The organism is Streptomyces sp. NPDC088732 (genome assembly GCF_044751205.1).
Taxonomy (GTDB): domain Bacteria; phylum Actinomycetota; class Actinomycetes; order Streptomycetales; family Streptomycetaceae; genus Actinacidiphila.
Genome location: NZ_JBIVLI010000008.1, coordinates 261,297 through 278,958 on the forward strand (window position 1 = coordinate 261,297; position 17,662 = coordinate 278,958).

14 protein-coding genes are annotated in these 17,662 nt (G+C 71.2%); 4 read left to right on the plus strand and 10 right to left on the minus strand.

What is annotated here, in order from left to right:
* Nucleotides 1–34: 34 nt before the first annotated feature.
* Together ACIP9H_RS16460 and ACIP9H_RS16465 are read right to left on the minus strand one after the other, a co-directional pair.
* Nucleotides 35–499, minus strand: coding sequence for a nitroreductase family deazaflavin-dependent oxidoreductase (locus tag ACIP9H_RS16460; protein WP_401583332.1), 465 nt, complete (start codon nucleotides 497–499; stop codon nucleotides 35–37).
* Nucleotides 500–594: 95 nt separating this feature from the next.
* Nucleotides 595–1,533 carry an SDR family NAD(P)-dependent oxidoreductase gene (locus ACIP9H_RS16465; RefSeq protein ID WP_401583334.1) on the minus strand — a complete coding sequence of 313 codons (939 nt, stop codon included), beginning with the start codon at nucleotides 1,531–1,533 and terminating at the stop codon, nucleotides 595–597.
* A gap of 182 nt (nucleotides 1,534–1,715) precedes the next feature.
* Between ACIP9H_RS16465 and ACIP9H_RS16470 the strand changes: the two genes are divergently transcribed.
* Complete coding sequence (locus ACIP9H_RS16470) at nucleotides 1,716–2,315, plus strand: TetR/AcrR family transcriptional regulator (RefSeq protein ID WP_401583335.1); 600 nt, start codon at nucleotides 1,716–1,718, stop codon at nucleotides 2,313–2,315.
* Between the two features lie 6 nt (nucleotides 2,316–2,321).
* On the opposite strand, the gene ACIP9H_RS16475 is transcribed toward ACIP9H_RS16470, so the two are convergent.
* From ACIP9H_RS16475 to ACIP9H_RS16485, 3 genes are read right to left on the minus strand one after another with little or no spacing between them, the layout of a single operon-like run.
* A complete protein-coding gene (locus ACIP9H_RS16475) occupies nucleotides 2,322–3,689 on the minus strand; it encodes a cytochrome P450 (RefSeq protein ID WP_401583336.1) in 1,368 nt (455 codons plus the stop codon).
* Nucleotides 3,686–4,894, minus strand: coding sequence for a glutamate dehydrogenase (locus ACIP9H_RS16480; RefSeq protein ID WP_401583338.1), 1,209 nt, complete (start codon nucleotides 4,892–4,894; stop codon nucleotides 3,686–3,688). Before ACIP9H_RS16480 ends, ACIP9H_RS16475 begins: the two co-directional genes overlap by 4 nt.
* Nucleotides 4,891–5,904, minus strand: coding sequence for a polyprenyl synthetase family protein (locus ACIP9H_RS16485; protein ID WP_401583340.1), 1,014 nt, complete (start codon nucleotides 5,902–5,904; stop codon nucleotides 4,891–4,893). Before ACIP9H_RS16485 ends, ACIP9H_RS16480 begins: the two co-directional genes overlap by 4 nt.
* Nucleotides 5,905–6,053: 149 nt before the next feature.
* Here ACIP9H_RS16485 and ACIP9H_RS16490 point away from each other — a divergent pair, with 149 nt between their 5' ends.
* Nucleotides 6,054–6,242, plus strand: coding sequence for a hypothetical protein (locus ACIP9H_RS16490; protein ID WP_401959548.1), 189 nt, complete (start codon nucleotides 6,054–6,056; stop codon nucleotides 6,240–6,242).
* Nucleotides 6,243–6,322: 80 nt separating this feature from the next.
* On the opposite strand, the gene ACIP9H_RS16495 is transcribed toward ACIP9H_RS16490, so the two are convergent.
* The 4 genes from ACIP9H_RS16495 to ACIP9H_RS16510 form a co-directional block, all read right to left on the minus strand.
* Nucleotides 6,323–6,703, minus strand: coding sequence for a hypothetical protein (locus ACIP9H_RS16495; protein ID WP_401583342.1), 381 nt, complete (start codon nucleotides 6,701–6,703; stop codon nucleotides 6,323–6,325).
* A gap of 594 nt (nucleotides 6,704–7,297) precedes the next feature.
* On the minus strand, nucleotides 7,298–8,536 hold the full coding sequence (locus ACIP9H_RS16500) for an acyltransferase (RefSeq protein ID WP_401583343.1): 1,239 nt from the start codon (nucleotides 8,534–8,536) through the stop codon (nucleotides 7,298–7,300).
* Nucleotides 8,533–10,701, minus strand: coding sequence for a bifunctional polysaccharide deacetylase/glycosyltransferase family 2 protein (locus ACIP9H_RS16505; protein WP_401583344.1), 2,169 nt, complete (start codon nucleotides 10,699–10,701; stop codon nucleotides 8,533–8,535). Before ACIP9H_RS16505 ends, ACIP9H_RS16500 begins: the two co-directional genes overlap by 4 nt.
* Before the next feature lie 44 nt (nucleotides 10,702–10,745).
* Nucleotides 10,746–11,072: a hypothetical protein gene (locus ACIP9H_RS16510; RefSeq protein ID WP_401583345.1), complete on the minus strand. Its 327-nt coding sequence runs from the start codon at nucleotides 11,070–11,072 to the stop codon at nucleotides 10,746–10,748.
* 220 nt (nucleotides 11,073–11,292) lie between these two features.
* Between ACIP9H_RS16510 and ACIP9H_RS16515 the strand changes: the two genes are divergently transcribed.
* The gene (locus ACIP9H_RS16515; protein WP_401583347.1) at nucleotides 11,293–12,291 is read left to right on the plus strand and encodes a glycoside hydrolase family 26 protein; all 999 of its coding nucleotides are present in this window, start codon (nucleotides 11,293–11,295) and stop codon (nucleotides 12,289–12,291) included.
* Nucleotides 12,292–12,425: 134 nt separating this feature from the next.
* On the plus strand, nucleotides 12,426–14,084 hold the full coding sequence (locus ACIP9H_RS16520; RefSeq protein ID WP_401959551.1) for a PQQ-binding-like beta-propeller repeat protein: 1,659 nt from the start codon (nucleotides 12,426–12,428) through the stop codon (nucleotides 14,082–14,084).
* Between the two features lie 66 nt (nucleotides 14,085–14,150).
* Here ACIP9H_RS16520 and ACIP9H_RS16525 read toward each other — a convergent pair whose 3' ends face one another.
* Nucleotides 14,151–17,492, minus strand: a complete 3,342-nt coding sequence (locus tag ACIP9H_RS16525; RefSeq protein WP_401959553.1) for a S8 family peptidase — start codon at nucleotides 17,490–17,492, stop codon at nucleotides 14,151–14,153.
* Between the last annotated feature and the right edge of the window lie 170 nt (nucleotides 17,493–17,662).

Sequence of the window (17,662 nt, forward strand, 5' to 3'; positions counted from 1 at the left end):
GTTCCGGCGACCGGCAACAATCACTGACGACCCGTCAGCCGGACCGGGGCGTCAGCCGGATGACCGGCAGCTCACGATCGGTCCTGCTCGCGTAGCGGGCGTACTGCGCCTGCGCGGCGACGATCCGCCGCCACGCCGCCTCGCGTTCCTCGCCATCGAGTTGTTCGGCGGTGACCTCGGTCGTGCGGCCGCCCGACTCAATGGTGGCCTCGTCGGGACGGGCGGCCAGGTTGAGGTACCACGCGGGGTGACGCGCCGCGCCGTTGGCGGACGCCACGATCAGCCAGGCGCCGTCCTCCCCGGGGAACCAGGCGACCGGCGACTTGCGGGGTTCACCGCTCTTGCGGCCGACGGTGGTCAGCACAAGGGCGTCGACTTTCCCCAGTCTGCCGCCGCCGTTGCGGACGATGGTGCGCATCGTGAACTTGTTCACCATGCGCACCATCGCGCCGGGCCGGCGAGCGCCGTAGGTGCCGGCGGCGGTGGGCTTGAAGCTCATGGGATCTCGCATCTCCTGGTGGGCGCAACGCTGTTGCGATCGGACGGTGGGACGAGTGCAGGGGCGACCGGGCCGCCCAGAAGTGCCGGGGCCGTTCAGTCTTTGGTGCTGCCGGCGTGCCGGGCGATGTGGGCGGCGCTCACGTCCCAGATGCGCCGTTGCAGGTCGGTGTCGTAGGACGAGTCCGGGGAGGGGGTGTCTGTTTCCAGAAAGAAGTAGCGGCCCGTCGTCCCGGCCAGTTCCGGTGCGGTGGCCGCCCTCAAGGTGGCGGCGGCGCCCTGCTCGGGCGTGAGGAGACTGCGGCGGGTCAGCGGCAGCAGAGGTTTGAGGACCGGGGGCGCGATGTCGTCGATGATGCCGGTGTCGACCAGGCCGGGGTGGACCGCGTTGACCGTGACACCGGATTCGCGCAGCAGTTCCGCGAGGTGGTAGCCGCTCATCAGGGTGAGCATCTTGGCCCGGGCATAGGCTTCGAGCGGCTTCCAGCCCGCCGCCGGATTGAGCTGCCGCAGGTCGTCCAGGTCCGGGTCGATGCGGGGCGGCCGGGGCCGGCCGCCGAGCCTGACCATCCGGGTGTCCTCCAGGGCCATCGACACGACGTTGACCACCCGGGACGGGGTACCGGCCCGCAGCGGTCCGAGCAGCAGCTGCGTCAGCGTGAAGGCGGCGAGATAGTCGACGGCGATGTGCATCTCGATCCCGTCGGCGTTGACCGTCCGCCGCCGGAAGTGGGAGCCGGCGTTGTTGACCAGCAGGTGCAGGGACCCGTACCGGGCCGTGAACTCCTCGGCCAGGCGGTGCAGATCGTCCTGGGAGACGAGGTCCGCGGTCAGCACCTCGACACGGTCGGCACCGACGTCCGCGGCAACGCGCTTGCGCAGCTGCTCACCCCGCTCGCGGTCGCGTACGACGGCGAGCACGGTGCTGCCCAGCCGGGCGAGCCGGGTGGTGACGACCTGGCCCATCCCACCGGCGGCACCGGTGACCAGGCTGACCTTGCCGGTCAGATCGACAGGGGAAGACGGGGGGATCATGAGGCGTTCCTCGAAGTCCGTTGCGGGGGGCTGCGTTTGAGGGTCTGCAGAGGGCCGGTCCGCCGGACGGCGACATCCGTCGGCATCATATGAGACATGTTGTCTCGCACATCTCACACGGTACTACGGCACTCCGTCTACGAGTCAAGCTGTCTCATACTTTGCACTCATAGAATGGGTGCGTGAGCAACCCGACGGACCCCCGCGCCGCACGCAGCAGAGCCGCGATCCTGATCGCGGCCCGCTCGCTGCTGCTGGACGAGGGCCCCGCCGCGATCACCCACCAACGCGTGGCCCAGAAGGCCGGCGTGGGCCGCGCCACCGTGTACCGGCACTGGTCGCAGCCCGGGCATCTGCTCCACGACGCCATGACCGGCATCGACATGCCGTTCTTCCACAACCCGCGGACACCGGTCCGCCCGTGGCTCCGGACCCACCTCCAACGACTCGCCGACTCACTGACCACGCCCCAGATCGCCGGCGTCCTGCTCACCTTGATGCAGGGCGCGCTGCGCGATCCCGAGATCGCCGCACAGCGCGACGCGTGCCACGAGGACATCAACCAGAAGCTCCGGAACGCGCTGGCGCTGGCCGTGGCCGACCACGAGATCGAGATGTCCGCCGACCCGCACGACCTCTCGTCCATGCTCGTCGGCCCCGTCCTCTACCACACCGCCATGCGGGGCAGCACCGTCCCCCCGCACCTGATCGAGCAGCTCATCGACGGCCTGGGCCAATGGCACGAGCCCCCTGCCGCGCCCGGCGGGCCGGGGCAGGCGTAGAGCGGCTCACCCCGCGGAACGCGCGCCCGGAGCCGGAGGCACGGCACGGGGGTGTGCCCGCATGCGGAGGTCGCGCGGCCTCAAGGTCATGGCGAGGGCGGGGCGGGCGCTGTGGCCGGGGACGTGTTCCAGGCGCCAGCGGGCGGTGATGGTCGCGAGGGCGAGGGTGGCCTCGGTTGTGGCGAAGGTGTCGCCGATGCATTTGCGGGCGCCTGCCGCGAAGGGAATGAGGGCGTGGCGGGGCGGCTGAGGGCGCGTGGGATCCCAGCGGTCGGGATCGAAGGCTTCGGGGTTGTCGTACAGGTCGGGCCTGTGGTGGATGAGGTAGGCGCTGTAGGCGACGGTGGTGCCGGCCGGCAGGAGATGCCCGTCCAGTTCGGTGTCGGCCGACACCACACGGGTGATGAACCAGCCCGGCGGGCGCAGCCGCAGCGTTTCGGTGATGACACGTTCGGCCAGGGGCAGATGGGGCAAGTCCGCGTGAGTGGCCGCGGCACCGCCCAGGACCGTGTCGACCTCGGAGTGGACCCGCCGCTCGATCTCGGGATGCTGCGCCAGCAGGTCCAGCGCCCAGCCCACGGTGGCCGCCGTGGTCTCTGTCCCGGCCAGGAAGAAGGCGGTGGTCTGGTCGCCGATCTCCGCGGTGCTCATGCCGCCGCCCTCTTCGGGATCGCGGGCCGCGATCAGGGCCGAGAGCAGGTCGCCCCGGTCGGTGCCCTCGGCGAGGCGCTGGGCGACGACCTGATCGAGGGTGTCGCGCAGGCGGGCACGGGCACGCAGGTAGGAACGGTTGCTCGGGGTGGGGAGCCGGTCCAGCGGGGGGATCATCAGCATCCGGCGGCCCATGCCGTTGATGAGGGTGGCGACATCGTCGAGGATCCGGCCGAGCTCGGCCGGGGGCAACGCGTGGGAGAAGAAGGCGGCGGCCGCGGCCTGGGAGGCGATCGCCATCATCTCGGTGGGTACCTCAAGGACTTGTCCGGCGTGCCAGGCAGCGGTGCGCTCGTCGATGCAGCCCGTCATGGTTTCCGCGTACCTGTGGAGACGGGCAGGGTGGAACGCCGGCTGGATCAGTCGTCGCTGCCGACGGTGCGCGCTGTACGGACAGGTGGGGAGCCCGTTGCCCGCTACTTCCCGCGCGCGATCGTAGACGGGACCGCCTTTGTCGAAAACGCGGTCACTGGTGAGGACGTGACGGGTCAGTTCCGCGTCGCAGAGCACGACGACGGTGAGCGGCCCCAACCGGATGCGGACCAGGTCCCCGTGTGCGGGCAGGGAGGTCAGGAACGCCAGCGGGTCCCGCAGCAACCGCACCAGGTGACCGGCCAGAGGAAGCGCGTGGGGGGCAGCGGGGATCGCACGCAGGTCCTTCACTTCTGCTCCGACGGCGAGGCGTTGACGGGCAGCGCGTGCCACCACCAGCCGATGCAAGGGATGTCCGGGGGCGCTCCGGTCGCGCTGGGTATGTCCGCGACGGGGCTCGTCGCCACACGTACGGCGCCGGGGTGGCGGCCGTCGGGATCGGTGTAGCGGCCTGCCCGTATGCCCCATTCGTAATTGCCGCGGATGAGGCAGGTCAGGTTGGACAGATAGCGGCGCAGGGGCTCGGAGGCGGTCGGCTGGACGATGTCGCGAACCTCGATGAAGCGGGCCAGGACACGGTCGCGCAAGGCGACGGCCTGGCTCTGGGCGTCCTGTTGGGTGCACCCGGGCCGGGCCTCGTAAAGGCCGACCAGATTCAGGACAGGCCCGGTCTCGGCAGGCCGCCGGGCGGCGTACCACAGTTCCTTGCCATAGGAGAACAGGTCGTCGTCGAGAGCGGCGACCATGCTGGCCATCTCGGTGAGCGCGTGCACGGCCGGGGCGTTGATCTCCTGATCGGAGATGTCGTCCACTTCGCTGACCTGGAACCAGGCGAGGGTCGGGAAGCCCGCGACGTACAGGAGGCGGGTGTAGAGGTAGTCGTTGAGGCTGGGCATCAGATGCTGCTCGCGGGCGGCGCGTTCCCACGCCACACCCAGGTACCAGGAGAGGTGTGCGTCCACCAGGCGGCGACGCTGGGTCGCGGAGGCCAGGTGGTGCAGCCGCTCGGCCAGCTCCACCACCGGCCCGGCAAAGGGATTCTTCGGCGGCAGCAGGCCCGCGGTCGGGCTCTCCAGTGTGCGGATGATGCGCACGGCCAGGTCCAGGAAGGAGAAGGCGTCCTCCGGGGATTCCTCGTCGCAGGCGAAGTCGTCGAACACGAACATCGTGTACGTCCAGTCCACGGCCATCTGGAGCCGCGCCGTGTCACCGTCGGGGCAGTTGCCCGCGAAGAACAGCGCGGACTTGGTGCCCGCGACCCGTTCGCGGCGTCCGGGACCGTGGCACAGGCCGTGCCGCTCCATGAAGGCCAGGCCTTGCTCCTCGAGCAGTTCGACCTCCGGATGGCGGCGCCAGGGCATGGGGAAGTACATCGCCGGCAGTCGCATCACGATGTCCGGGTCGGAGGGGGCGGTGCTGTCGGCCACGGTGCTCTCCTCCGCTGACGCGCGTTCCCGCGCGGCCCTGGACGTGTCCATGAGGTGATGCAGGGTCATGCCGTACGCTCCGCGAGGCTGTGCAGCAGCCTCCGGGCCGCGTCGGCCGCGGGTGCCGGGAAGGGCGCGTCGGCCAGCGCTTGGAGTGCCTGCTGACGACGCAGCCGGATCATGTCTTCGACAGCGTCCAGGGCCCCGGTTTCCCGCAGGACACGCCGGACCTGCTCTGCCCCGTGCTCGTCGAGTTCCGGCCGGCCCAGCAGGGTGTCGAGGACAAGCCGCTGCCGGGTGTCCGCCCGCTGGTAGCCCAGGGCCATCAGGACCGTCGGCTTGGCCTGGCGAAGATCGTCCAGCACCGGCTTCCCGGTCTGCTCGGATGCGCCGAAGACGCCCAGCACGTCGTCACGCAGCTGAAAGGACTCCCCGGCCGGGAGCGCGAAGGCGCTCAGTGGCGCACGCAGTCCCTCCCCGGCACCGGCCAGGGCGGCACCAAGGTGCAAGGGCCGTTCGAAGGTGTATTTCGCCGTCTTGTAGCGCGCAACCCGTAGTGCCGACTCGACCCCGTCGCACGCGTCCACGCGCGCGGTCAGATCGAGGTACTGGCCGTAGACGATCTCCGTGCGCATCACGTCGATCACCGGCATCACCGCGGCCAGCTCGGCCGGGGACAAGCCGGCCGTGTGCAGAAGCTCGTCGGACCACACCAGCGCCAGGTTCCCCGCCAGTATGGCCGCCCCTGTCCCCACGTCTTCGCGAGCCGGGTGATCGGGGTAGCGCGCCGCCACGGCCCGGTGCACGGTCGGTGCCCCGCGGCGCAGGTCGCTGCGGTCCATGACGTCGTCGTGGATCAGTGCGAAGGCGTGAAACAGCTCCAGCGATGCCGCCGTTCGCAGCACGACGTCGGGGATCGCCGTCTTCCCGCCGGCGTGCCAGCCCACCACGCACAGCGTGGGACGAAGCCGCTTCCCGCCCCGGGCGACGAAGTCGCGCACGTCCTCGGCGAGGTCGAACGTCCCCTCGGCTTCCGTGCCGGCACAACGAAGACGGGAGCTGAAGAAGTCGTCCAGCACCGCATCGACTCTCGACCGCACAGCTTGAAGATCCAACGCCGGTGCTCTGGAAGGGCTAGCGGTTTCCACCACACCCCCACGATGCCGCCCGGCCTGCGGCCGGGCCAACGGGACTGCACGGGCGTACGGGGGCATTGGGAGCGCGGCGGATGGCAGGCGGCGCGGCCTGCGGCCGCGAAATCGAGCCGCGCGCCGGCTACATCGACTCACAGCCGATCCGCACCGCCTGCACCGTCCCGGCTGTCACCAAGGGCTACAGCGCAAGCAACACATTCGAGGGCCGCAAGCGGTTCGGCGTCACCGAAACCCCCGGCCGTTCCTGGCCGCCCACGTCGTGACAGCGAAGGTTCAGGATCGCGAAGGGGCGAGACATCCGCCGCTCTGGACCCGCCTCAGCCACGCCAGAGTGCATGAAGCGTCACTTCGTGAAGGTAATCACAAGAGAGTCCGACTCCGGCGCTACGTACTCGTGTGCCGGAAAGTCGACGTGGCAATGACCGCTCGAGTCCACCCCGGATGCGAAGCCCTCGATGTTGTCGGCAAGGAGGTCGAGAGCTGCTCGCCCTCCCTGGATCCTCATTGCCTGGTCTTCCGTGACAAGCGAAGCAGTGTTGCGCTCCGGCTCCTCACGGAACTCGATCTTCGACAGCGACCTCTCATAGGGAAAGGGTTGCCGGTTCTCCAAGAGATCACAGCTTCCGCTCTTCCCCCGTAGCAGTCGCCCGAGTGCCAGGAGCTCTCGACGCGTCCCAGAGATCTCGAGCTCTCTGGTCTCCCCGCTGTACAGAACCTGCACCACCACGCCCCTCCCGGCCGGCCGTCTCACCGGTCTCCTGAACTGATCGTCCTGCCGCCCCCTCGGGTCCACACCGGACCTACGGCTCGACGACAGCTATCAAACGCCGTCTTGACCCAAGATCCACCCCTGCTCAGGGAACCGACCCAACAGTGCGGTCAATGATTCCGCTTGCAGGGTTCCGTCTGCCCAGGACCCGGCCGAGACGTCCACGAGCAGCAACGGCGGGGGCTGCCGCCGGAAGTCGTACACGAGCAACTCACGGCTCCCGTCACCGCCGATGATCACAGCGCCCGGGAGGCGGGTCGCCAACTCGGCCGCCTCGTTGATTCCGGGCAGTTCGTCCAATGGGGGCCAAGGCGATGTAGTCACCGGTGGACGACCATCGGCCAGTCGCAACTGGCTCTTCAGCGACGAAGTCCCTGTAGTCCTGGGGAAAATGGATGCCGAGCTTCTGCTCCACTCCCCTGATCGCCGCCAACGATGAAGCCATGGCTGTCTGCTCCTGTTCCTGATGGCTCCCGGACAGACGGCTGTCTGCAAGCCGCCCGTGTGGCGGGGCGCATTGCGGACGCCCTGCCCGGGGACCAGGAGTGCCTAGCCCCGGCGGCGGCGGCCCCTGGCCTTGCGGGGGTACGGGAAGAGGCGCGGGCTGCGGCGGGCGGCGACGTCCTCCATCCAGCCGAAGAGCACGATCGCCAGAGCGATCAGCGGGACGGCGACGATCAGCGGGAACCACTGGCTCCGCAGCAGCCACTGCATGTGGGCGTAGAAGAAGCCGTTGCTCCACAGCGGGTCGATCAGCGGCTCGCAGAGCACGAGGGCCACGCAGTGCCACAGGTAGACCGTGACGGCCCGCGAGTTGAGCAGGCTGATGACCCCGTTGAACCGCTCCAGCGGCTTCGGCCACTGCTCCCAGGAAGGGCTGAGGTGGAGGAGCAGCAGCACGCACCCGAAGGACCAGATGGCCTGGGCCAGGGGAACGGCTTCGAGGTCGGCGCCGATCCGGGGGTTGTCCACCGGCTGCTGCTGGAGCCACCAGTACCCGGCGACGAGGACGAACGGTGCAATCGAGGGGACGACGTACTGCGGGATGCGGCGCAGCAGGCCTTCGTGGTGGGCGATGCCGAGCAGCCAGCACGCGCCGAAGGTGGTGAAGTCGGTGGCGGTCTCCATGATGCGGCCGGACTGGTCGACCAGGCCGGAGTTGAGGAGTGCCGACAGTGCCAGCGGGGCGAGCAGGGTGACCCAGGGCAGCCGGCGCATCGCCTTGAGCATGAGCGGGGACAGCAGCACGAACCAGAGGTAGGCGCGCAGGTACCAGAGCGGGACGGTGATCTGCTCGGCCCAGGTCGTGGGCAGGTGGCCGCCGAAGCCGTGCAGGGAGTCCGCGAAGGGCGGTGTGCTCAGCGGCAGGATCCAGAAGGCGAGTTCGCCCCACCACCGGTTGGGGTGGCCGGTCGTGTGCGGGCCCCAGCCGTCGATGATCATGGCGGTCACCACGACGGCGCCGAACAGCCACATCGGGGGCAGCAGGCGCCTGACGCGGCTGCGGATGACGCTGAGCGCCGGGCGGCTGAGCGACCGCGCCATCAGCGATCCCGCCAGCGCGAACATCACGCCCATGGAGGGGAAGACCAGGGGCAGCCAGGTCCAGCTGAAGTTGTGGTAGATCACGACGCGGACCAGGGCCAGCGCGCGCAGCAGGTCGAGGTAGCGGTCCCGGCCACCCGGCTTCGGGGGCGATTCCGCGAGTTCGGGAAGGTGGGGGACGCGGAGCGTCAGCGTCTTCGAGGATTCGTCGACGCCGGGTGCGCCGAAGTTGACCGCGCTCATGCCGGTATCTCCGAGGTGGTGACGTCGAGGCCGACCTCGCCGGTGCGCCGCAGCTTCTGCCAGCGCAGCCGGCCGCCGGTCAGGGCGGTGATCCAGGACTGGAGCAGGACCATGTACATCAGCACGCGGTAGACCACCTGCTGCACGGGCAGCGTGATCAGGTGCCAGGGTTTCTCGCGGTCCAGGTGGAAGGACCACCAGGCGCAGAAGCCCTGGAGGGTCAGGACCGCGAGCCAGGCGCCCAGGCTCTTGGCCGGGTCGACGAAGAACACCCCGTACACCATCGCGATGTCGATGGCGGGCGCGAGCAGGGGGGTGAGCACCATGAACAGGGCGACGAAGGGCAGGCCGACGCGCCCGAAGCGGCCGGCGGCGCCGCGTTCCAGGACCGCGTGGCGGTGCTTCCACATCGCCTGCATCGTGCCGTAGCTCCAGCGGTAGCGCTGGGACCACAGCTGGCTCATACTGCCGGGCGCCTCGGTCCAGGCCCGGGCGTTCTCGACGTAGACGATCTTCCACCCGCCGCGGTGCAGCGCCATGGTCACGTCGGTGTCCTCGGCGAGCGTGTCGTCGCTCATGCCGCCCACCGCGTCCAGGGCGCTGCGGCGGAACGCGCCGACCGCTCCGGGGATGGTCGGCATGCAGTCGAGCACGTCGTACATGCGGCGGTCGAGGTTGAAGCCCATGACGTACTCGATGTGCTGCCAGGCACCGATCAGGGTGTCCCGGTTGCCGACCTTGGCGTTGCCGGCCACCGCGCCGATGCGGGGATCGGCGAAGGGCTGCACCAGTTCACGGACGGTGCCGGGTTCGAAGACGGTGTCGCCGTCCATCATCACGACGAGTTCGCTCGACGCGGCGGCCACGCCGGTGTTGAGGGCCGCGGGCTTGCCGCTGTTGGGCTGGCGGATGAGCCGGACGATCGGCAGGTCCATGCTCTCCACGATGGCCGCCGTGTCGTCGGTCGACCCGTCGTCGACGACGATGACCTCGATGGGGTGGTCGCTCCTGGCCAGTGAGAGCAGCGTGTTGGTGATGCACTCCTGCTCGTTGTACGCGGGCACGATCACGCTGACGCGTTCGGTCACCGCGGGCCCCCAGGAGAAGCCGGGCCTGCGGGTCCGCCGTACGTGGATGAGCGAGAGCACGAGCATCAGCGCGAAGCGGGCGAAGACCAGGACCCCGACGACGGCGAGCAGCACGACCAGGAAGGGCATCACCTTCATCGAGAAGGCGGTGCACCACAGGAACGCCTTGCCGGCCCACAAGTCGTAGCCGGTGACCGGGGTGTTCGCGGGGGCTGTGCCGAGCGCCTCGCTGATGGTCTCGAACTGGTAGCCCTCGGCCTTGAGTTTGTCGATGATGATCGGGAGCGCGGCCAGCGTCTGCGACCGGTCGCCGCCGGCGTCGTGCAGCAGGATCATCTCGCCCTGCCCGGCCAGGTCGGGCAGGGCGGCCTTGACGATGGCGTCGACACCGGGACGCTTCCAGTCGTCGGTGTCCTTGTCGATGAAGGCGGTCAGGTAGCCGTGCGCGCCGACGTCCTTGGTCACCGGCCAGGACCAGTCGTCGAGGGCGTCGGCCGTGGACGAGTAGGGCGGCCGGAAGAGGCTGGAGTGGATGCCCGCGACGCCCGCGAGGGCGAGCTGGGTCTCGCCGAGTTCCCAGGTGAGCCGGGTCCCGGAGTGCAGCGCGAGGTCGGGGTGGGTGAAGGTGTGCAGGCCGATCTCGTGGCCGCCGGCCACGATCTTGCGGATCAGCGCCGGGTTGTGGGTGGTCATGGCGCCGGTGACGAAGAAGTCCGCGCGGACGTCGTGCTGCTCGAGCACCTTGAGGATCTTGGGAGTCCACTGGGTGGACGGGCCGTCGTCGAAGCTGAGCACGACGGTCTTGTCGGGGATCGCGTAGCTGACCGGCTTGTCGTTCCTGGCGCCGCGTGCGTCGACCAGCGGACCGCCGACGAGCACGCTGCGGGGCACCGCGTCCTTGTCGACGGAGACCGCGATGCGCTCGTCGTGGAAGACCTCGTTGCCGGCCATGCCGCGGAGCACGAGCAGCGCCAGCAGGGTCGCCAGGACGGTCACCGGCAGGAAGAAGCGCAGCGGTGGTGCGGCGAGTCGGCGCGGCCGCAGAAGGGACTGCCGTTGGCGCTGGTGGCGTGACATGGATTTCCTGGTGTGTCGCGTGCTGCGGTCGGGACGTCGGGCTGTCACGGGGCCGAGGCGGGGGCCCCGGTGGGGGTGGCCGCCTCGCCGCCGTCGGCGCTCGGGGCGCCGGTCGCGGGACGGGCTCCCAGCGGCGCCGACGGGAGCGGTGCGTTGACGTACTGTCCGGGTTCCGCGGTGTCCGCGGTGGACGGGATCGAGAAGGCCGGCGCGTGCGACTGGGTTCCGACGAGACCCGAGATCATGGCCAGGACGAAACCGACGAGGACGAGGCCCAGCAGCCAGCCGAGGCCGCGCAACCGCCGTCCGCGGCGCCCCGTCCGGTCGACGAAGACGGGCGAGGTCTCGGCCTTGGTGAGCGTGCTGGTCACTGGAGGACCTCGGGCTTTCCGTGAACGCGTCGCCGCGCGAGGGGTCGGATGCAGAACTTAGTCCAACGCGGCGGCGAATAGCGGACTATATGTTCGATTTGCCGGATCCCCTGCCCAACTATGTGATCTTACTGAAATGAAAATGTGTAGATCCCCTCGCGGGTCTCCTACACTCCCGGTGGTCAAGCACTTCTCCGCCTGCCGGATCGGAACGCCTCGTATGCCCAGCACCCACCGCTTCGGCCGTCTGGCGGCCGCCGCGGCACTCGCGGCCGGCGTCGCGGTCCTCGCGTGCGCGTGCGGCGGCGAGGCCGCCGACGGAGCCTCCCCCAGCGCCCCGGCAACGCCCTTCGACGTCTCCTCGTTGCGGCACCCCGCCGGCCGGATGCTGGGCGTCGTCGACGACAAGACCCCCTGGCAGTACGGCATCGTCACCACCTTCACCAAGCAGGCGGGACGCGCCCCCGACATCCGCGAGTACTACGGGTCCTGGGGCGAGGACTTCGACCCGGAGGGCAACGCCTTCCTCTGGAAGCACGGGCAGCTCCCGATGCTGGAGCTGACGCCTTCCGACACGGCGCTGTCCGACATCGCCCAGGGCGCGGACGACGCCTGGATCCGCCGTTTCGCACGCCAGGTCGCGGCCTACGACGGGCCGCTCGCGCTGTCCTTCGCCGGTGAGATGAACAGCCCCTGGAACTCCTGGGGGCCGGGCCACGCCACCGCCGCCGACTTCGTCGCGGCCTGGCGGCACGTCCACGACGTCGTCCGGGGCGCCGGCGCGAAGAACGTGATCTGGGTGTGGAGCCCGCATGTGGTGGACTCCGGCTCCCGGGCCCCGCTGCGTCCCTACTACCCGGGCGACGCCTACGTCGACTGGGCCGGTGTCATCGGCTACTACGGGCCGGTCGACGGTGCCGCCTTCGCCAGCCTGTTCGCGCCGACGCTCCGCGAGATCGCGCGCTTCGCCGACCGCCCGGTGCTGATCACCGAGACCGGTGTGGCGGAGAGCGGCCGCAAGGAGCAGCAGATCCGCGACCTGTTCGTGGGGGCCGCGAAGGCGGACGTCATCGGACTGGTCTGGTACGACCAGCGCAAGAACTGGCCGGGCAGTTCGCTGCCGATGGACTGGCGGATCGACACATCGGTGGGCGCGCAGGCCGCCTTCCGCGTGGAGTCCGAGCGGGCCGGCTTCGGCCATCCGGTCAAGGACGACTGAGCCCGGGAGGCGGACCGGCCGGACGCACGCGCGGCCGGTGCGCCTCCGCGACGACGTGTCGGGGCGGCCGAGGCCACGACACGAGAACCGAGACCCAGACCCAGACCCAGACCGAGCAGAGCGGAAGTACGCGGATGACGACGGAAGGGCCGCCGGAACGGGGTGTTCCGCGGGAGTACCCGGGCCGGGGTTCCTGGCCGCCGCCCGGGCACGGCGAACCTGACCCCGCCCAAGCGGCGAGGGAGCCCTGGGAGGCCTGGCCGGCACGCCCTGGCGAACCGCAGCACCGCAACTCCCGCCGGCTGCCGCAGGACCCCTACGACCAGGACGCCCGCAGCGCCGCCCCGCCCGTACCCGAGCACCCCTGGCCCGACCCGGACCCCGCGCCGGGTGCCGGCGAACCGCACGGTGCCTGGACGGACTCCGGGCAGCAGGCGGGCGGCTGGGCACTGCCCCCCGAGTGGGCGGAGCCCTCGTCCGGCGTCGTCGTTCCGCGGCCCGCGGCCGAAGCGGTCCCGGCGGCCGCGCAGTCCGCGCCGCTGCCCGTACCGGTACGCACCGGGCCTGCGCGCGCCCCCCGCAGGGGCAGGCGCGCGGCCGGCATCGCGCTCACCCTCGCCGTGCTCGTGGCCGGTGGGGCCACCGCCGTCGCCCTGGACCGCAAGGACGCCCCGCCGCTCGCGTCCCGGCAGCTCGCCCAGGTGTGGCAGGTGCCCGCGCCGGCCGCCGACGACACCCTCGTCGGAAGCTGGGTCACCCGCGAGCTGCTGATCCGGGCGAGCACCCGCGGCGGCATCAGGGCCTACCGCCTGTCCGACGGCAGCGAGGCGTGGAAGGCCTCCCTTCCCCGGTCGGCGGCAGGGGTCCCCTGCGCCATGTCCCCGACGCTGTCCAAGAACGGGACCGGGACGGTCGCGTTCGGCACGGACGCCAACTCCTGCACGTCGCTGGCGGGCGTCGACGCGGCCACCGGCCGGATCCTGTGGACCAGTCCCCTGGTCGACCGCGGGCACCGCACGGCGACGTCCGCCCGCACCTACCTCCAGGGCGAGGTCGCCACGATCGTGAGCGGCAACTTCCTCGGCGGTCTCGACATCCGCACCGGCCGCACCGTGTGGGGCTACCGCGCCCGGGGCGACTACTGCAACGTCCGGGCGTCGGGCAGCGCGGGCGTCGTGCTCGTGGACGACTACTGCGCCGACCACGCCGACCAGTTCACGCTGCGCGCCTTCGACGGCAGGACCGGAAAACTGCTCTGGGCGCACCGGCAGCGCACGCACACCGATGTGCTGCACGCCTTCTCCGGCTCGCCCCTCATCGCCTCCCTGCACACCCCGGACGAGGACAGCACTCGGGTCTTCACCGCCTCGGGCGGCAGCCGCAAGCTGGCGGTGGGCGACTCCCAGACCATGACCGGGAACGACACGGACGCCGACCACTCCGCCCGGCTCGTCGGGGACGTCCTGGTCACCCCGGCACTGGGCGCGGACCACCTGGAGGTCGACGCGTTCGACGTCACCACCGGCGCAAAGCTCTGGACCCTGCACTCGGCCGCGCTGGCCACCGCGGTGGCGGGGGACGACGCGGTGTACGCGGTGTCCTCCGCCGGATCCCCGCAGCTGGTCCGGCTGGAGCCGCGCACCGGCGAGGTCACGCCTGTCGCGGCCCTGCCGCCCGAGGTCGCCGGCTCCGGCGTCGTCGGCACCGGCACCGTGTACGTGCTGCCGGACGACGGCGGAGTGCTGGAACTCGGCGCGCAGGGCAGGAACGGCGGGGCCCGGATGTTCCGGTGAACCCGGAACGTGCGGGCCCCGGGCCGGCGGCCCGGGGCCCGCACGTGAAGTGGGGCGGCTGCGCGCCTACTTGGTGGTGCGGTAGGCGCGGTAGACCGTCTCCTTGGCCGAGTTGCCGTCGGTGTCCGTGAACGTCACGCGCAGCGAGACGGTTCCGGGACGGGCGGGGTGACGCAGTTCGAGCCGCTTGCCGTCGACGGCCCTGGCCGGCCTCCAGGTCCTGCCGTCGTCGTAGGACACCGCGAACCGCAGGGAGCGCACGGTGCGCGCGGTGGCCGCGCCCTCGATCGTGAACGGGACGGTGAAGACCGCGCCCGCCCTGGCGGTACTGGCCGTTGTCAGCCGGGGCGTGAAGCGCACCGCCGACAGCGGCAGCCATTTCCCGGTGTCCCCGGCCACATGGGCGGAGCGGAAGGTCCACTCGGCGGTCACCCGGGTGCTGACCGCGGAGAGGGCGGCGGGGCGGGAGACATCGGTGGTGAGCCGATAGGTGCGACGCCCGGCGGGGAGAGTGGCCGCCGTACCGTCCAGGGGCGCGTCCGAGGTGAACACCGGCCTGCCGTCGGCGTACAGCGCGCTCCTGGCCCTGCTGTACACCGAGTCGCCGGCGTGGCCCGCGCCGTCGGAGAAGAGCGGCACACGGGCGGTGAAAATGTCACCGCGACGGGTCGCGCCCGCCGGGTGGTCTCCCGAACGGATCAGGTGCGGGCCGAAGACGCCGAAGTTGAAGCGCTGCGTGTACGTCTTGCCCGCGCTGTAGGACCTGGCCGCGGTGTCGGTCTGCCCGCCGTCCCACTGCGGCTCCCCCGACGCGTCCGGGGCGCCCGACTGGTAGACGGCGAACTGCCACTTCACGCCCGGCAGAACGTACTCGGTGCCGGCGCGCGGCAGGGAGCCCTCCTCCACGGACGCGGCGTACCAGGAGTCGCCCGGCATCCGGGGCGCGGCGACCAGGCTCATGGACTTGCCCGCGGCGGGCTCGCCGACGGTCAGCGCGATCCTGGCGAAGTCCTGCGGCCGAAGGTTCGCGGTGAACCCGGCCAGGTCGCCGGTACGGTTCCAGGCGGGCCGGTAGTCCACCGCGCCGTGGCTCCAAGTGCCGTTGTACTGCGCGAACGCCTCCACGGCCGGCAGCCGGGCGCCCAGCTGCCCGACCCGCAGCTTGGCGAAGTCGCCGATGTCGTACGTGGACATGTAGCCGGATCCGCCGTTCGCGACGCCGAAGTCGAAGACGGCGCCGGTGTGCACGGCGGCGCGGTCGGGCACCGTGATGCGCACCGGCTCGGCCTTGCGGGCATCCATCACCAGGGTCGTGTCGCGGGTCAGCGCGAACTTCGGCTGGACCAGCAGCGACAGCCGGCCGCCGGCGGGGTCGGACTCGGGGTAGATGCGGCCTTCGAGGGCGTAGCGCCCCGCGGGCAGCCGCACCGTGAACTCGCCGTCCGCGTCGTCGGAGTAGTCCTGCCAGAGGTCGCCGTCGAGGGCGTACACACCCGTCGCGGACAGGCCGGTCGGCCTGCCGTGCAGATCGAGGTGCTTGACCGTGAGGTTGTACGACTCGGGCTCGCGGTCGACACCGATGGCGGTCCGGACGGTGGTCTCCCCGGCGGTCGCGGTGACGGCGCCGCCGAACGCGCCGTCGGCCGTGCCCACGCGGGTGTCGGCGGTCACGGAGGCGGTCGCGGTGCCGCCGGCCGGGACGGTGAGCCGCTGCGGCGTCACGGTGAACATGCCGTCGGGGGCGGGCTTTCCGTCGTCCCCGCGCGCGTCCGCCGCCAGGTCGAGGGTGACCGGCCGGTCGCCGTCGTTGCGGTAGGTGAGCTCCTTGGTGACGGGCCGGTCGTCGGCGTGCGGCCACTGCGCGATGCCGAAGCCCAGCGCGGGACCCGAGGTCACCTGCTGGACAACGGCGCGGCCAAGGTCGGTGCGGCCGGTGCCCTGCACGAAGGCGGAGACGCCCGCGGCCGGTTCGGCGGAACCGGTGAGGACGGCCTTGATCCGCTCGCCGTTCCAGTCCGGGTGCTCCTGGGCGATGATCGCGGCGGCACCCGCCACGTGCGGGGTGGCCATCGACGTACCGCTCATCGAGACGTAGCCGTCGGCCGCCGGGTCGCCCTCGACGCCCTCGGCCGCGTGCGCGGCGACGATGTCCACGCCGGGAGCGGTGAGGTCCGGCTTGAGGGTCCCGTCCGCGGCGGGGCCGCGGCTGGAGAAGTCAGCGATAGTGTCGTCACGGTCCACCGCGCCGACGGTGAGCGCGGCCGCAGCACTGCCCGGGGAGCCGATGGTGGAGGCGCCGGGGCCGCTGTTGCCCGCTGCGATCACGAAGAGGGCGCCCGACGAGGCGGACAGCTCGTCCACGGCCTGCTCGACCGGATCGGTCTCCGGGCTGTCCGGGCCGCCGAGGCTGAGGTTGACCACCTTCGCGCCCTGGGCGACGGCCCACTGCATGCCGGCGATGATGCCGGACTCGTCGCCCTCGCCGGTGTCGTCGAGCACCTTGCCGATGATCAGGCGGGCGCCGGGCGCGACACCCTTGTACTTCCCGCCCGACCGGGCCCCGGACCCCGCCACGATCGAGGCCACATGGGTGCCGTGGCCGACATGGTCCACGGTGTCCGGCGTGCCGGAGAAGTTCTTCTGGGCGTCGATACGGTCCTTCAGGTCCGGGTGGGTGGCGTCCACCCCGGTGTCGAGGACCGCGACGGTGACCCCCTTGCCGTCGTAGCCCGCGGCCCATGCCTCGGGGGCGCCGATCTGCGCCGTGCTGCGGTCCAGGCTCGCCTTCACCTTGCCGTCGAGCCAGATCCTCGCGGCCTTGGCCGGGCCGGCGGCGACCGCGCGGCCGGTCGGCGCGGCGGCACCGGTGAGGGTCCGCCACAGGGTCGCGGCCTCGGACTTGCGGGCCCGCAGGGCGTCGCCGTTGACGCTGGGGAGGTCCCTGCTGACCGTCGCGCCGGAGCCGGACAGCGAACGCGCCGCGAGGGACCGCCCCTTGGGGTAGGTGACGATGAGCGGCAGATCGGACCGCGAGGCGTCGTCGTACCCCAGACCCACCAGGCGTGTCACGTCGAACAGCCGCCGGTCGACGGTGCCGTCGGCGACCAGCCGCTCGGCGTCGCCCGGTATGGCGTAGGTGTCCCCGTCGGCGGCCCGGGATATACGGAACCCCGTGCCTTCGCGGCCCTTTGCGGGCCTCATGCCGACGACCTTTCCGTCGGCGTCCAGGACCGCCTTGTCACCGGTGACGAGGGTGACCGTCCTGCCGGTGCCCGGCAGCGGCCCGGGTCCCGCGCCCGGTCCCGCGTCGGCGGGGGCGGCCTCGACGACCGTGGGCGTACCGCTCAGCAGGGCGGTGGCCAGGGCGAGGGCGACCGCGGCTCCTGTCGCTCGTCTCTTGCGTTCCAAGACATGCCTCTCTCTTCGGGTTTCTTCGGGTTTCGCCGGGTTTCTCCGGGCGAGCCGCGTGCGGCCCACCCGCTTCACCATTTAGCTATCTGATTAGTGGAATGATGATGATGCTGGTCCGACACAGACCTGTCAACGAGGACCCCGTCGGCCGGCGCGATTGCGGAGCC

Coding starts and splice junctions, on each gene's coding strand:
- ACIP9H_RS16460 (WP_401583332.1), bottom strand. CDS start 499: ATGAGCTTCAAGCCCACCGCCGCCGGCACCTACGGCGCTCGCCGGCCC.
- ACIP9H_RS16465 (WP_401583334.1), bottom strand. CDS start 1,533: ATGATCCCCCCGTCTTCCCCTGTCGATCTGACCGGCAAGGTCAGCCTG.
- ACIP9H_RS16480 (WP_401583338.1), bottom strand. CDS start 4,894: ATGACCCTGCATCACCTCATGGACACGTCCAGGGCCGCGCGGGAACGC.
- ACIP9H_RS16490 (WP_401959548.1), top strand. CDS start 6,054: ATGGCAGGCGGCGCGGCCTGCGGCCGCGAAATCGAGCCGCGCGCCGGC.
- ACIP9H_RS16500 (WP_401583343.1), bottom strand. CDS start 8,536: ATGAGCGCGGTCAACTTCGGCGCACCCGGCGTCGACGAATCCTCGAAG.
- ACIP9H_RS16505 (WP_401583344.1), bottom strand. CDS start 10,701: ATGTCACGCCACCAGCGCCAACGGCAGTCCCTTCTGCGGCCGCGCCGA.
- ACIP9H_RS16515 (WP_401583347.1), top strand. CDS start 11,293: ATGCCCAGCACCCACCGCTTCGGCCGTCTGGCGGCCGCCGCGGCACTC.
- ACIP9H_RS16520 (WP_401959551.1), top strand. CDS start 12,426: ATGACGACGGAAGGGCCGCCGGAACGGGGTGTTCCGCGGGAGTACCCG.